Source organism: Paenibacillus piscarius (assembly GCF_022234545.1).
In the GTDB taxonomy this organism is placed as follows: domain Bacteria; phylum Bacillota; class Bacilli; order Paenibacillales; family Paenibacillaceae; genus Paenibacillus_AQ; species Paenibacillus_AQ piscarius.
Genome location: NZ_JAIEUI010000008.1, coordinates 129884 through 143445 on the forward strand (window position 1 = coordinate 129884; position 13562 = coordinate 143445).

A 13562-nucleotide genomic window follows, 5' to 3' on the forward strand; every position below is an offset into this window, starting at 1 on the left:
AGTAATGACGCGGGCCTGCGGGCCGGGAGGGAGGAAGCCTCTTATGAAAAAAAGTCTTGAACTGCTGGAAGCCATCGGCGAGCCAGTCTCTCAGGATATGAAGGAGAAGCTGACTCACGGCAGCAGGCAGTTCCGCATGAGTGTGCATGTGACCAAGGTATCGTCCACGAATAATCTCGTGCTGTATTCCCATTGGCATGAGGAGCTGGAGCTGCTGTTCATGCTTAAGGGGACCGCCAAGTTCCATGTGGGGCAGGAGAAAATCGTGGTGCAGAGCGGCGAGGTGATCTTCATTCAGCCCAATATGCTGCACTCTGCAATCCGGGTGGATCAGGAGGAGATTGTGTTCTGCGCGGTGCTGGTGCATTTCAACTTCCTGACCAGCCTGGAGAATGACAGGATTCAGCAGCAGTATATCTTCCCGCTCTTCCTGCAGGGCGGCCGCTATCCGCTGCTGATCCACCGGGAGCTGGAGCAGGAGCTGAAGCTAATCCCTCTGCTTGAGGAAGTGCGCGATCTCTATCAGCAGGAGGAGCACGGCTATGAGATGCTGATTAAGGCCAGGCTGTTCGAGGTGCTGTACCGGCTGGAGAAGTGTGCGGCTGAGCATCCGCCGTCGGAGCTGCCCGGGCAATCCAGAGGCGGCAACAGCTCGATGCTGGCCAAAAAAACGCTGGCCTACGTCCAGCAGAACTACAACAAGCGGATCACACTCACCGACATGGCGCAGCAGGTCAATATGAGCCCGTCTTACTTCTGCCGCTTCATGAAGAAGCAATTCGACCTGTCTCCGATGGACTTCCTGAACGAATACCGGATCTCGGAGGCGGTCAGCCTGCTGGAGACCACGGATAAGAAGATTATGGAGATCTCCGGGCTGACCGGCTTCAGTAATGTCAACCGCTTCACCGAGATGTTCAAGAAGACCTACGGCTGCCGCCCGATGGATTACCGGAACCGGTTAAGGCAGAATAAGTAGGCTTCCCGATGAAAAAAGCAGCCCCTGCTGTGAAGTGCAGGGACTGCTTTTTGTTGTGGTCTGGTTATGGTGCTGCAAGGGTGCTGCTTACTTAGCTGCCTCAGACGGCTGGAGCCAGCGCGAGCCCATCACAGGCTCTGCTGTTGCAGTGTAGCCTGCAGGCAGATACGTGGAGACCGTGCCTTTGGAGATCATCTGCGGATACATTTTATCCGGGTCTGGCAGGGTGACCTTGAAGTAGATCACCGCTTTGGTGTCGCTGGTGAACTCGATGCGTTCCACAGCCAGGCCGTACCCGGGGTTCGGGAGATTATCCACCGTGATGGTGGCTTTGTTGACACCTTCAGCGATTTTGTCCAGCGTTACCTCAGAAGTGTATTGATTCTCCGGCACCGGCTCCGGCTCGGAAGGCTCATTCCCCGGATTGTTCGGCGTAATGACCCGGTCGGCGAAATCAGCGGCATCATGGATCATCACCGCCGCCTCAGCGCGGGTAATGGCATCGGACGGGCGGAATTTGCCGTTGTCCAGCGTCAGGACCTTCGTGTTCAGCAGGACCTGCAGGCTGTAATTCACCTCTGCAGGAAGCTTATCGCCATCCTCGATCATGAAGTACATTTTGGTCACCGGGAAACTCCCCTTGCTCTGCAGTGCTTGTGTCAGGAGATGGGCGAATTCCGCCCGGGTCATCGCCTCATTCGGCTTGATGTCCTTCGCCAGCGTCAGGCCGCTCTGCTTGGCAATCGCGAACGATGACGCATACCAGGCATTATCTTTAACATTATCAAACAATTGGCTGGCTGTAGCATTGCTGTCTGTCTTGGGGGTCAGCGACAGCCCCTTCACCAGAAACTGTACAGCTTGTGCATTCGTTACTTTTGCATTCGGAGCAAACAGGTCATTGGTAATACCGTTAATTACACCGGCATTATGCAGCGAGTTGATTTTCGTCTCGGCCGCATTTCCCTTGAGGTCCGAAAAGGCAAATGCGGACGCTCCGAACGACAAGCTGGCAGCCAGGATTCCGCACGCGATGCTTATGGTTTTTGCGCGCTTTGTTAAGTTAGTAGTTTTCATTGTGCATCACCTCTATATACTATGATGGTTAATAGGGCGAAAAAGTTGCAGTCGGCAGAAAATTAATACTTAGCCGTTAAGACAACGGGATAAAACGGGTAGTCCACAGGTAAAATTTATTCCGGGGATCGATAAATCCTCTTTTATCCTCATCCAGGGCTGCGATCTGCTTCATCTCTTCGTCAGACAGAGTAAAGTCAAACAGTTCCATATTCTGCTTCAGTCTTGCGGGAGTAACCGATTTGGGAATGACTGCAATGTTCCGTTCAAGGTTCCACCTCAGGATGACCTGCGCCGCTGTCTTATCGTACTTGGCTGCTATCCCGGTGAGTACAGGGTGAGTAAGCATCTGCTGGTTGCCGTGTCCAAACGGGCTCCAGGCCACATGCTGGATCCCATGCTTGCTCATATAGTCATGAAGCGCTTCCTGCTGGAGCAGCGGGTTCGTCTGGATCTGATTCACAGCGGGGATGATCGTGCCCTGCTTCATGACTTTTTCCAGATGCTCCGGCTCGAAATTGGACACCCCAATCGCCCTGATCATACCCTCCTTGTATAAGGACTCCATGATCTGCCAGCTCTCCATATAATTCTTGGCCGGCCAATGGATCAGGTAGAGGTCAATATAATCGGTTTGCAGCTTGCGTAGACTGTCCTCAAACGCCTTACGGGTCTTTCGCCCCAGGTCCGTACTCCATACTTTAGTTGTGATAAAAAGCTCGCTTCGCGGCACTCCGGATTTCCGGATCGCGCTGGCAATCAGCTCTTCGTTGCGGTAAGCTGCCGCAGTATCCAGATGGCGGTACCCTTGTTCGAGTGCATAGAGCAGCGCATCTTCATTTTCATTTTTGATGTTATATACGCCTAGACCGATTTTGGGCATCTGCACACCGTTGTTCAGCACGAAATTTTCCATTGCGAGTCACCCTTCCTCTTCCATTGTAGTTGTGGCCCCATCCTGAAGCTGGTAAATAAATGCCGCAGAGTCGTCAAATAGCTGCTTCAGCTTGAACAGGTCGCTCTGCTGGACTTCCAAATAGTAGTAATTTTTGGTCCCCTTCCGTCTCATCCCGATTAAGTTGGCGTCCTTCAGGATCTTCAGGTGGTGGGAGACGGCGGGGCGGGACAGGCTGGTTCTCGAAGCAATCTCTCCGACCCGTGTGCCGCCCTCACTGCATTCCCCGGTGCTATCAATCAGGGACAGAATGATCAATTGCCGGGTCGGGTCCCCAACCGCAAATAAGGCCTGCTGACATTCACGAAAAGCTGCTGCCAGCCCGTTCAATCGTTCCTTCCGCTCAGTATTGTCCAATGTGCCAATCACCTTCAATCAATGGTTTAATCTTTTGAACGATTATAGCATGGGACAAGTGCAAATGAGCATTGGTAAAGCAAATCGAGACGAATGGGCAGGTTAGTGTAATCACTTCACGAATACTTAAGGTATGGGGCGTTTGTGAAGTTCGTAAATAAGAAAGTTATATAAGGAGATAATCTATGAAAGGCAAGATACTCTTATTATTTTTTATAGCGACAGTTTTATCAGCTTGTCACAATAGCAGTCAGCCGACAATGTTGAACAGCGAAACTAAATCAATAATGAAAGGTAATATGTTACCCAAGAGCATTGGGAACTATGATCTCAAAGGGGAATTTTATGATGAAATGCTTCAGAATCCTATAGATCATGATTATGAAGTGGAATTTAATGAATTTCAAAATTCCGAAGAATTCACAACATTTGCATGGAGGGCGTTGGTAGGCAAATATACAGAGGTTTGGGATAAAGAGTTGAATCAGGTATACAACAAGCTTCTTGCTAAGTTGGATAGAGAATCAAAGCAAGCACTAATTGAATCGCAGAGAGAATGGTTAAAGTATCACTTGAGGGAAACAGAGTTTGTAGGGAAGACATTTATTGATAATGGCTATCTTGGAACACAAGGATCTGTAAGCCTAGACACGGTTACAATGGAGAGAATTAGAGAAAGAACCATGCAGCTGTTTGAATATCGTTTTTTGCTGGATGGTGAAGTTGAGTTTGTATACCAAGGCAAAAAGTAGAGCTGGATTCGAAGATATGAAGCTTGCGAAATAGTAGCCGACATTACGATTAACGGCGCCGGACTTGCCGGGCAGGCGATGAGCGCGGGACTGGCCGAAGAGTGCCATCTGCTTCATAATCCGGTTATCTTAGACGGAGGCAAGCGAGCATTGCCTGTCAACCTCCGCATACAGCTTGAGCTGCTCGGTGAGCACTGCTTCAGATTACTGAAGCTGAAACTCTAATTGATAATCGTTTGGATCGTTTTCGTATAGTTTCTTATTCATTTCTACCGTCTCTTTACAGCCAATTGCAAAATAAAATGCAATAGTCTCCTCGGCAGAACCAGCACAAATATATATTTTATCTGCTTTCCACTCTTTAGCTTTTTCTGCGATGATTAAGAATAGCATTTTACCGATTCCTTTATTCCTATGCTCTAACGAAATAAATAATTGGTCTAATAAAACGTATTTATAATTTTCACCAAAGAACTCACGGTTTAATGTTATAAACCCTATTAATTTGTTATTTTGATCAAAAGCACCAACCGCTTCACCATTATTTAAAATAGTTGCTTTTAAACTATTGAAATGGTGTTCATAACCATTAGCCCAATCAGTATCTTGATAATTGATTTTGACTAATTGGCGTTTTCCATCAACTTCTCTCCAGGCATTATTTATGTATTGTGATGGATTAATATCATTTATTAGAACACAATCTTCAATCGCTAATTTTCTATACTCCACGCTCAACATAAACGACCTCCAACTGCTATTTTTAATATAATATTACTTCAATTTCTTCCTTGAGATTGGGAAAATACTCTTGTAGTCAAAATTTACTGTCAAGGAGCTTAATTAACCGTTTTGCAAAATGTATTATGTATTGTTATATTTGTATAATATAACGAACGAAGGAGGTGCTAGTTCTTGAATGCTATACACATCAGGATAGGAAACAACCTGCAGCGTATTAGAAAGAGCAGGCGGTTAAGCTTAGATAAGCTCGCTGATTTAACAAAGGTCAGCAAAGGGATGCTTCATCAAATTGAGCGGGGGGAAACGCAGCCCACAGTGACCACCGTGTGGAAAATCGCTACGGGACTCAATATTTCGTTCTCATCTTTGCTTAAAGAGGATGAGGCAGTAGTATCCATTGCAGCGCGAAAAGAAACTCCAGACTTAACAGAGGACAATGGAAAATGCAGAGCATATTTACTGTTTCCGTTTGATCCGCAGACACGTATTGAAACATTTACGCTCATCCTCAGCCCTGCCTGTAACTATGTTTCACTCCCGCACAATGACGGAGTTCAAGAGTACATCACCGTTACCTCTGGAGTATTCAGTATACAGATTAAGGACGAAATATACACCTTACCAGAAGGACAGGCTATAAGATTTGCAGGCAATGTTGAACACCGTTATATGAATACAACGGACGAAGATGTGACGATACAAGTGATTATGCATTATATGGATTCTTAACTGCATGTCTTAATTGCATGTAATGAATTAAGGAGGAATACACGGTGACAAGTCAACTTAAAGATAGTGCCAAACAGGTACAAAACAAACTATTAGAGCTGGGGTATACAAATCAAGTTGTAGAACTGCCAGACAGTACACGGACTGCACAGGAAGCTGCTGATGCGATAGGCTGCGAGGTTGCACATATAGCGAAGTCCATTATTTTTTGGCTCAAAAATGAAGATAAACCCTTACTGGTCATAGCATGCGGAGTAAACCGGATTAATGAAAAACTAATTACCGGCCATCTGAATGACAAATTGGGCAAAGCTGACGCTGATTTTGTACGTGAACACACAGGATTTGTGATTGGAGGCGTACCGCCGTTGGGACATAAAGAGCCCATCCTCACTTTTATTGATGAAGACTTGTTACAATACAGAGAAATATGGGCTGCTGCCGGGCATCCAAGAGCAGTGTTTCAATTAACACCCGAAGAATTAATACAAATGACAAATGGGCGGGTAATCTGTGTCAAATAAATAACGCCGGGGTGAGAATATGATACACCCCACGTACATAAGTACTAGCCTTTGGCAAGCGGAGTGCCGCATAGAAATATGCTGTCTCTGCTTGTTCATTTTTAGGGGTGAATGCTATGATATTTTTCCTTTTTTATCCTTTTTAATGCTATAAAATAGAAAATAAAACCTTGGTGAAATCCGGACGGCATTGAAAAGAACGGGATTGGAGAGAAGCTCATGCGTGTTGCATTGGTTTGTTGTGCGGGTTCGATGGAGCCTTGTGAGGAGTGCAGATTTAAGAATATTCATACTTTTTTTGCGCGGGAGTACGGGTGTAAGGTGTTTCATTTCAGGGAGCTGGAAGCGCTGGCGGATATTGTGAAGGAGGGCTTGCGGTTCGATGGTGTGATCGTCAGCACCCCGGATTTCAACCTCGGATTCATCCATACGATGCAATCGCTGCAGCAGCTATCGACGCTGAAGATGTTCATCATTGTCGGAGAGATCGGCACTCAGGGCGGGGCGGTTCCGATCCCGACCAATCATATGTTTATCGGGAGCTATGAACGCCAGGGCTTCCAGGAGGAATTATTCAGCCGCCTTCGCTGCTGGTTCGACGAAGGGATCAGCCGCAGCGCGAATGGCACCCGTCAATCCGGAGGCATTACGCTTAATATTCACTCCAAGTCCCTGAAGGTGGGCGATTTCGTCATTGAACTCACCTGTAAGGAATTTGAACTCTTAGATCTGCTGCTGGAGAGCCAGGGCCAGTTCATCCCGACCGAGCAGATCCTGCACCATCTGTGGGACCGGTATACGTCGCCGGAAATTGTGAGGCAATACGTATACAAGCTGAGGCACAAAATTGAAGTGACCTCGGGCCGGAGCGACATCATTCTGTTCCGCCGGGGCATCGGATATTCGGTGAGCGTGTAGATCTGACAGTTGCCTGTCAGGTCTTTTTTTAACGATTTATATGTTTTGGGGTCCCCGCAAAGTACCTGAGTCATCATCAAAACTAGAGCTTCACTTTGTGGGGGGGGGGCTGCAAACTAACTGTAGATTAACGCAAGACTAACATCCGGGTTATGTCACCCTGCGAAATTTAGCGTTACGATGTCTGTAAACCTATTGGGGAGGCATGTGGAGTGACAACGATTCAGAACAGTATCTGGATTCATGCAGACCGAAGCACCGTATTCGACAGGACTAACGATATTGCGAACTGGACGGAGCTATTCACGGAGTACCAGGAGAGCCGGGTGCTGGAGCAGACTGAGGCGTACATCCGCTTCGAGCTGACGACATATCCCGAGGAGAACCGGCCAGCCCGTTCCTGGACCTCCGAGCGGTGGCTCGACCGTCCGAACTTCCGGATCACCGCCCGCCGACTCGCACCGCTGCTGCCGTTCAAGCATATGAACCTGGAATGGCTCTATGAGGAGCAGAACGATGGGACGTATATGACCTGGATTCAGGAGTTCGAGGTCGATCCCGCAAGCGGGCTTACCGGGCAGCAGGTGGAGGCGCATCTGAACCGGACGACGAAGGAGCAGATGGCGGCGATTAAGCAGAATATTGAGAAGCAAGCCGTTCGGAGCTGAGCCGCAGATGGAGAAGACGAAGGGAAGAAGAGTTGTGATCACCGGCATGGGGCTGCTTACCCCGCTGGGAAACACGCCGGAGCAGTTCTGGGAGAACAGCCTCCAGGGCAAGGTTGGGTATGACCGCCTTCAAGGTTACGAGGACATGAATCTGAAAAGCCGGGTAGTGGGAACAATCCCTGAATTCGAGCATGTTGGCCGAACGGCAGACGAAGCGGTAAGGGGAGCGATGGGCCGGCCGGCCATTCTGGCGGTCAATGCCGCCGTCCGGGCGGTGGAGGATGCCGGGCTGGAATTCACCAAGGAGCTGCGGGAGCGCTCGGGAGTCTGCATCGCCAATGCGATTGCCGACACGCCGTTCTCGGAGCAGACGTTCCTGGGTCTGACGGCAAGCGGCCAAGGGCCGATTGACTATGGACTGGGTGAAGGGGATCTGTACCGCAAAGGCATGTTCTCCTATATCGCCTTCGATGTGGCACATCAGTTCGGGTTGCAGGGCGAAGCGCTGGTCATGTCAACAGGCTGTACAGGCGGCATTGACGCAGTTGGGTACGGATACGAATCCATTGCGGCGGGTGAGCATGATGTGATGCTGTGCGGGGCTTCGGAAGCGCCAATCAGCTCGATGACGATCTCCTCGTTTGACGCGATCGGCGCACTCACCACCAAGTTCAACGATAATCCTAAGCGGGCTTCGCGGCCGTTCGAGCGCAGCCGCAGCGGCTTCGTGCTTAGTGAGGGCTGCGCGGTTGTTGTCCTGGAGGAGCTGGACCATGCACTCCGGCGGAACGCGCCGATCTACGGTGAGGTGACCGGGTTCGCCAGCACGAACAATGCTTACCATATGACCGACCTGCCCCAGGACGGGGAGGCGCTGGCCCTGACGATGGACGAGGCGCTGCGCAGTGCCGGTATCCGGCCGGAGGAGATCGGGTACATCAACGCCCACGGAAGCTCGACTCCGCAGAATGATGCTTTTGAGACCGCTGCCTACAAAAAAACCTTCGGGGAGTATGCCTACTCCATTCCGATCAGCTCCACCAAATCGATGACCGGCCATCCGCTGTCGGCCGCCAGCGCCATCGAGATTGTACATTGCCTGCTGGCCTTGAACGAAGGCTATATCCCGCCGACGGCGAATCTGGATGAGCCGGACCCGGCCTGTGACCTGAATTACGTGCCGAAGCAGGCGGTAAAGCGTGAGCTGTACCAGATTCTGACTAATGCCAGCGGGTTCTCCGGCATCCATTCGGCAATGGTGCTGGAGAGGAACGAATTCTGCAACCGGACGGGGAGGCTTCAGACGGAACAATGGATGTGCAGCCCATGAATAACAAAGTGTATGTAACCGGTGTCGGCATGTTCGGGCCTTGCGGCCATAACGCTTCGGCCTTCTGGGACGGGCTGCTGAGCGGACGCAATTATATGTCCCCGCTAGGGCTGGAGGATACGATGGGCGCAGCACCTCCGTTCGCCGGACAAGTCAGCGGGCTGGATCCCGGACAGGTGATCTCGAAGCGGCTGTTCAAGAAGTGCTCCCGCTTCTCCGTGATGTCGATTCTGGCCGCGAAGGATGCGATGGACGATGCGGGCTGGAGCCTTGGCACCATGAGCCTGGAGCGGATCGGGATCTTCGTCGGCAACAACTCCGGCGGATGGGAGAGTGCAAGGAAGGGCTTGCGTGTGCTGCATACCGAAGGCGCTGCCTTCACCGACCCCAACCTGGCGAGCAACTGGTTCCCGGCGGCTGCTCAGGGGCATATGTCGCTGGCCTTCGGCATCAAGGGCTACAGCAAGACCGTGATTGCCGACCGGTGCAGCGGCCTGCTGGCTATCGCTTATGCGGCCCGGGCGATCCGCAGCGGAATCATCGATGCCGCTGTGGTGGGCGGGGCAGAGACGCCGATTGATCCATGGGCGCTCGCCTTCTACAACGCGGAGGGACTGCTGAACCTGAAGGCGGACAGCCCGGAGACGGCTTACCGCCCGTATGTGCAGTCGCGCAGCGGGATGGTGCTGGCTGAAGGCGCGGCTTTCCTCTGCCTGGAATCGGAGCGCAGCCTCCGGCGGCGCGAAGCGGCCAGCAGGGTACGGGCCAATATCCAGGGCTTCGGCTTCACCAGCGCCGGCCAGGAGGCCGCGCCGGTTGAGGAGAGCGTAGCGCAGTGTGCCCGTGCGGTACGGCTGGCGGTAGAGCATTCGGAGACGCAGCCGGAGGCCATCGGCTATCTCTCGCTGGACGGAGCGGCCTCGGCCCGTGAGGACGGGATCGAATGCGCGGCCATCCAGCAGGTGTTCGGCGACAGTGTCCAAGACAAATGGGCAGGCTGCCCCAAGACGGCCTTCGGGAATTCCATCGGAGCGGCAGGCGCGTTCGATACCGCCTTAAGCGTGCTGGCCATGAATCACGGCGAGCTGCCCGGCCTGACGTATCTGGGAGCATCGATTCAGGATAACAGCCTCCGGTTCGTGCCGGGCATCAGCAGCCGGGTCTCCACCAGGTCCTCGCTGATTCTGTCGAGAGGGAGGGGAGGCGGCTCTGCGGCACTGGTCGTGAACAATGAAGAGTCGTGAACGGGCGGATTTTAACTTTTATTCAATCTAACGGGAGGGTGTTAGCAATGGTATTCGTGAAGATCAAAACGATCATTGAGGATATCGGAATCGAAGAGGAAATTACCGAGGCCTCGCGGCTGTATGAGGATCTGGCGCTGGATTCAACGGAGCTGGCGCTGGTCTCAACCGCGCTGGCCAAGACGTTCGGCATCCATATTGAGAGCAGGGCGCTCCGGACGTATTCCGTAGGTCAGGTGATGGAAGCCATTGCCCTGAAGGCATGATCCGCGGGACCGGTATGGATCTGATCAGCATCCGCTTCGTAGAGCAGATGCTGGCCAAGGGCGGTGATCTCTTCACCGCACAGTTTTTCTCAGCCGGGGAAAGGGAGCTGTTCTCCGGCAAAAAAAGACATGCCGCCGACTTCCTGGCCGGCCGCTTCGCCGCCAAGGAGGCGCTGCTGAAGGCCTTCGGTACCGGCATGGACTGCGAGCTGGGCTGGAACGAGCTGGAGTTCCTCAATCAGGCCAGCGGCCAGCCTTATCTGGTCCGTACCCCGCGCCTTGCGCTGTATCTCCAGCCGCAGGACAGCATACATGTAAGCATTAGTCATCACGGTGATTATGCTGCCGCATTTATCATTATTGAGAGCAGTCAATGACTGTGAGGAGGACGATTTCCATGAGCAACAACAAAATTTTTATGCTTTTGGCTGTAAATATTCTACTGATTTTCTCGATTATGGTCAGTATCTTCCCGATTGCCCCGCTGATCAGCAGTGAGCTGGGCATGAGCTCCAGCGAGATCGGCTCGATCGCGGGCGTTGCCTCGCTGGTCATGACCTTCCTGTCGATTCCCTCCGGTGTGCTCGCGGACCGGTACGGGCGGAAGAAGATTATTCTGGCGGCGATGGTCCTGTCAGCCGTAGCCGTATTCATGGTGGCTGCTTCCCATGGCGTGGTCCTGTTCACAGCAGGCTGGCTGCTGTTCGGCTTCGCCAGAGGCTTCATATCTACTCCCATCTTCGCTGTGGTAACGGATGTATGCAAGCCGGAAGAACGGGGCAGAGCCATGGGCATTGTGTCCGGGGCGATCGGCGCCGGGTCGGTGCTCGGTTATGTCATTAGCGGCCTGCTCAGCAACTACTTCGGCTGGCATACCTCCTTCGCGGTGCTGGGCTCACTGCTGGTGCTGTCCTCGGCCGTGACCGCTGTGATGCTGCCGGAGACCGGTGTGCGGAATGCAGGCAAGAGCATCGGGCAAGCGTTCAAAAATTCGTTCAAATGGCTTGGCGTCCGCGAAATTCTGCTGGCGGGCATTGTAGGAACCCTGTGCTTCATGGTCGGGGTGTTCACCACCTTCCTGGTGCCGTTCGCAGCCAAGGAACAGAATATCTCACTGGTGCTGCTCAGCCTGCTGTTCATTCCTTATGAGGCGGTTGCTTCGTTCGGGGCCGTATTCATCGGCTGGATTTCGGATAAGGTCGGCAGACATGCGCCTCTAATCTGGGCTCAGTCGATCTGTTTGGGAGCGCTCTTGCTGCTGTTTGCCCTGGATTTCAATCCGTGGCTGCTGACCTTCGGCTATGCGCTGATCGGATTAACGGAAGGGCCGATTATTACGCTGGCCAACACGATTATTACTGATAAGGTGGTCAAGATCAATCCGATGGAGATGGGGGCGGCCTTAGGCACCTTCCGCACGCTGCAGGGGGTCGGGATTGCGCTGGGTTCCACGCTCGGCGGATTCTTTTACAACCGGATCGGAACTCATCCCAGCTATCTGGTGGCCGCGGGAATGATGGTGCTGACCATTCTGATCTCGCTGGGACTCGGCAAAAAGGAACAAACAAACGTAACCGAATATAAATCAGCCGGATAAGGGGTGCTTAGATGACACAAGTGTACGCGGGAACGGTGGTGCAATTCGGCGATGTCCCGGTGGTTCATGCCAGAGGAGGACAGATGCGCGTGCTGGCAACTCCGGCTACAGTCGGGGCCACGCAGCTCATTATGGGCCATGTCCTGCTCCAGCCGGGAGAGGAGATCAAGGAGCATCTCCATGATTACGGGGAAGAGAGTGTATTCGTCATCCGGGGGCAAGGCACGGTGTTCATTGAGGATGTGCCGTACTCTCTACAGGAGCAATGTGTGTTCCTGGTCGCCAAGGGGCTGCGCCACCGCGTAGTCAATGAAGGACCGGGCGATATGGAGCTGGTGTTCGCGACGGCTCCGCTGGCCCCAAGACCAGAGATCGGTCACAGGGATGTCTAGCGATCAGGCTATAGATCTGCCGCAGCAAATTCTAACCAAAGAGGTGAGTAGACGAAGGTGAAGAGCAATCTTGTCATTGTGGATACACATGCGCATTTTGCCGTCAAGGAGAATAAGACCCGGGAGCTTAGCCTGGCTGCGGCCGGTGCTGTCCCGGATTACAAGAAGCAGAAGGGCTTCGATGACCTGCAGTATCTGAAGAAAATGGTGGGCGCTGACGGAGACGGCTTCGTGGACGAGAACAATATGCTGGAGGACTACCTGGACTGTATGGCCGAGAACCAGATTGCCATGAGCTGGGTGCATCAGCTCAGCTTCGAGGATGTCTACGGCTATGAGGTGCTGTCCAATGAGCGAATCGCCGAGGCGGTCCGGGCCCACCCCGACAAGCTGCGCGGCTTCGCGAGCGTTAATCCCTACAAGGGGAAGGAAGCGCTGGCGGAGCTGGATTATGCCATTAACACGCTTGGGATGCAGGGCTTCAAGCTGAATCCCAATGATTACGGGGGCTTCGTGCTGAATGACCGCGAGCTGCTCTATCCGCTGTACGAGCGGTGCAGCGAGCTGGGGATTCCGGTCAGCGTGCATACCGGGATTACGCCCGGCAGTATTTTTCGGATGAAGCATAACTACCCGATTCTGCTGGATGATGTGGCGGTGGATTTTCCCGATCTGACCTTGATTGTGGAGCATATGGGCCATCCCTGGAATGACCTGTGCTATTACATGGTCGGCCGGCACGACAATATGTATGTGACCATCACGGCGGTAGCTAATATCCTGATCCACAATAACCCCAAGGTATTCCGTATGGAGCTGGCGAAGATGATCTCCGTCTGCGGCAGCCATAAGATCCTCTGGGGCTCGGACTGGACCGTTACTCCGAACATCGCCGAGGTGCTGAATTACATGCAGAAGGTGGTCATACCGCTGCCGATGAAGCTGATGATGGGGGTGAAGGAGATCCGCAAGGAGGATGTCCAGAACATCCTGGGACTGAATGCGATGAGAATTATGAAGTAGGTGAGAG

At 52.5% G+C, this 13562-nt stretch carries 17 protein-coding genes; 13 read left to right on the forward strand and 4 right to left on the reverse strand.

Features of this window, described 5'->3' with window-relative positions:
* Positions 1-43: 43 nt before the first annotated feature.
* Positions 44-979 (forward strand): helix-turn-helix domain-containing protein, encoded by a 936-nt coding sequence (locus tag K1558_RS15110; protein ID WP_238652435.1) that lies wholly within the window; start codon positions 44-46, stop codon positions 977-979.
* An 87-nt stretch (positions 980-1066) separates the two neighbouring features.
* Here K1558_RS15110 and K1558_RS15115 read toward each other — a convergent pair whose 3' ends face one another.
* The 3 genes from K1558_RS15115 to K1558_RS15125 all read right to left on the reverse strand — a co-directional run bounded on the left by K1558_RS15115 (position 1067) and on the right by K1558_RS15125 (position 3368).
* Entirely contained in the window at positions 1067-2056 is a 990-nt protein-coding gene (locus tag K1558_RS15115; protein ID WP_238652436.1) for an S-layer homology domain-containing protein, read from the reverse strand.
* A gap of 76 nt (positions 2057-2132) precedes the next feature.
* Positions 2133-2972, reverse strand: a complete 840-nt coding sequence (locus tag K1558_RS15120) for an aldo/keto reductase (protein ID WP_238652437.1) — start codon at positions 2970-2972, stop codon at positions 2133-2135.
* Positions 2973-2978: 6 nt separating this feature from the next.
* A complete protein-coding gene (locus K1558_RS15125) occupies positions 2979-3368 on the reverse strand; it encodes an ArsR/SmtB family transcription factor (RefSeq protein ID WP_238652438.1) in 390 nt (129 codons plus the stop codon).
* A gap of 185 nt (positions 3369-3553) precedes the next feature.
* Between K1558_RS15125 and K1558_RS15130 the strand changes: the two genes are divergently transcribed.
* Positions 3554-4120: a lysozyme inhibitor LprI family protein gene (locus K1558_RS15130; RefSeq protein ID WP_238652439.1), complete on the forward strand. Its 567-nt coding sequence runs from the start codon at positions 3554-3556 to the stop codon at positions 4118-4120.
* 204 nt (positions 4121-4324) lie between these two features.
* On the opposite strand, the gene K1558_RS15135 is transcribed toward K1558_RS15130, so the two are convergent.
* Positions 4325-4861, reverse strand: a complete 537-nt coding sequence (locus K1558_RS15135; RefSeq protein WP_238652440.1) for a GNAT family N-acetyltransferase — start codon at positions 4859-4861, stop codon at positions 4325-4327.
* Positions 4862-5035: 174 nt separating this feature from the next.
* Here K1558_RS15135 and K1558_RS15140 point away from each other — a divergent pair, with 174 nt between their 5' ends.
* The 11 genes from K1558_RS15140 (at position 5036) to K1558_RS15190 (ending at position 13555) form a co-directional block, all read left to right on the forward strand.
* Entirely contained in the window at positions 5036-5593 is a 558-nt protein-coding gene (locus K1558_RS15140) for a helix-turn-helix domain-containing protein (protein WP_238652441.1), read from the forward strand.
* Between the two features lie 44 nt (positions 5594-5637).
* Entirely contained in the window at positions 5638-6117 is a 480-nt protein-coding gene (locus K1558_RS15145) for a YbaK/EbsC family protein (protein ID WP_238652442.1), read from the forward strand.
* A gap of 321 nt (positions 6118-6438) precedes the next feature.
* Entirely contained in the window at positions 6439-7035 is a 597-nt protein-coding gene (locus tag K1558_RS15150; RefSeq protein WP_238652443.1) for a winged helix-turn-helix domain-containing protein, read from the forward strand.
* A gap of 212 nt (positions 7036-7247) precedes the next feature.
* Positions 7248-7703 carry an SRPBCC family protein gene (locus K1558_RS15155; RefSeq protein WP_238652444.1) on the forward strand — a complete coding sequence of 152 codons (456 nt, stop codon included), beginning with the start codon at positions 7248-7250 and terminating at the stop codon, positions 7701-7703.
* A 7-nt stretch (positions 7704-7710) separates the two neighbouring features.
* On the forward strand, positions 7711-9033 hold the full coding sequence (locus K1558_RS15160) for a beta-ketoacyl-[acyl-carrier-protein] synthase family protein (protein WP_238652445.1): 1323 nt from the start codon (positions 7711-7713) through the stop codon (positions 9031-9033).
* Entirely contained in the window at positions 9030-10277 is a 1248-nt protein-coding gene (locus K1558_RS15165; RefSeq protein WP_238652446.1) for a beta-ketoacyl-[acyl-carrier-protein] synthase family protein, read from the forward strand. Before K1558_RS15160 ends, K1558_RS15165 begins: the two co-directional genes overlap by 4 nt.
* Positions 10278-10324: 47 nt before the next feature.
* A complete protein-coding gene (locus tag K1558_RS15170) occupies positions 10325-10543 on the forward strand; it encodes a phosphopantetheine-binding protein (protein WP_238652447.1) in 219 nt (72 codons plus the stop codon).
* 14 nt (positions 10544-10557) lie between these two features.
* Positions 10558-10920, forward strand: coding sequence for a holo-ACP synthase (gene acpS, locus K1558_RS15175; RefSeq protein WP_238652448.1), 363 nt, complete (start codon positions 10558-10560; stop codon positions 10918-10920).
* A gap of 20 nt (positions 10921-10940) precedes the next feature.
* On the forward strand, positions 10941-12140 hold the full coding sequence (locus tag K1558_RS15180; protein ID WP_238652449.1) for an MFS transporter: 1200 nt from the start codon (positions 10941-10943) through the stop codon (positions 12138-12140).
* A gap of 11 nt (positions 12141-12151) precedes the next feature.
* The gene (locus tag K1558_RS15185) at positions 12152-12532 is read left to right on the forward strand and encodes a cupin domain-containing protein (protein ID WP_238652450.1); all 381 of its coding nucleotides are present in this window, start codon (positions 12152-12154) and stop codon (positions 12530-12532) included.
* A 57-nt stretch (positions 12533-12589) separates the two neighbouring features.
* Positions 12590-13555: an amidohydrolase family protein gene (locus K1558_RS15190; protein WP_238652451.1), complete on the forward strand. Its 966-nt coding sequence runs from the start codon at positions 12590-12592 to the stop codon at positions 13553-13555.
* The last annotated feature ends 7 nt before the right edge of the window (positions 13556-13562 follow it).

Excerpts from the sequence above, each read along its gene's own strand:
- K1558_RS15135 (WP_238652440.1), bottom strand. The coding sequence starts at position 4,861 with ATGTTGAGCGTGGAGTATAGAAAATTAGCGATTGAAGATTGTGTTCTA.
- K1558_RS15165 (WP_238652446.1), top strand. The coding sequence starts at position 9,030 with ATGAATAACAAAGTGTATGTAACCGGTGTCGGCATGTTCGGGCCTTGC.
- K1558_RS15120 (WP_238652437.1), bottom strand. The coding sequence starts at position 2,972 with ATGGAAAATTTCGTGCTGAACAACGGTGTGCAGATGCCCAAAATCGGT.
- K1558_RS15130 (WP_238652439.1), top strand. The coding sequence starts at position 3,554 with ATGAAAGGCAAGATACTCTTATTATTTTTTATAGCGACAGTTTTATCA.
- K1558_RS15115 (WP_238652436.1), bottom strand. The coding sequence starts at position 2,056 with ATGAAAACTACTAACTTAACAAAGCGCGCAAAAACCATAAGCATCGCG.
- K1558_RS15180 (WP_238652449.1), top strand. The coding sequence starts at position 10,941 with ATGAGCAACAACAAAATTTTTATGCTTTTGGCTGTAAATATTCTACTG.
- K1558_RS15110 (WP_238652435.1), top strand. The coding sequence starts at position 44 with ATGAAAAAAAGTCTTGAACTGCTGGAAGCCATCGGCGAGCCAGTCTCT.
- acpS (WP_238652448.1), top strand. The coding sequence starts at position 10,558 with ATGGATCTGATCAGCATCCGCTTCGTAGAGCAGATGCTGGCCAAGGGC.
- K1558_RS15185 (WP_238652450.1), top strand. The coding sequence starts at position 12,152 with ATGACACAAGTGTACGCGGGAACGGTGGTGCAATTCGGCGATGTCCCG.
- K1558_RS15160 (WP_238652445.1), top strand. The coding sequence starts at position 7,711 with ATGGAGAAGACGAAGGGAAGAAGAGTTGTGATCACCGGCATGGGGCTG.
- K1558_RS15170 (WP_238652447.1), top strand. The coding sequence starts at position 10,325 with ATGGTATTCGTGAAGATCAAAACGATCATTGAGGATATCGGAATCGAA.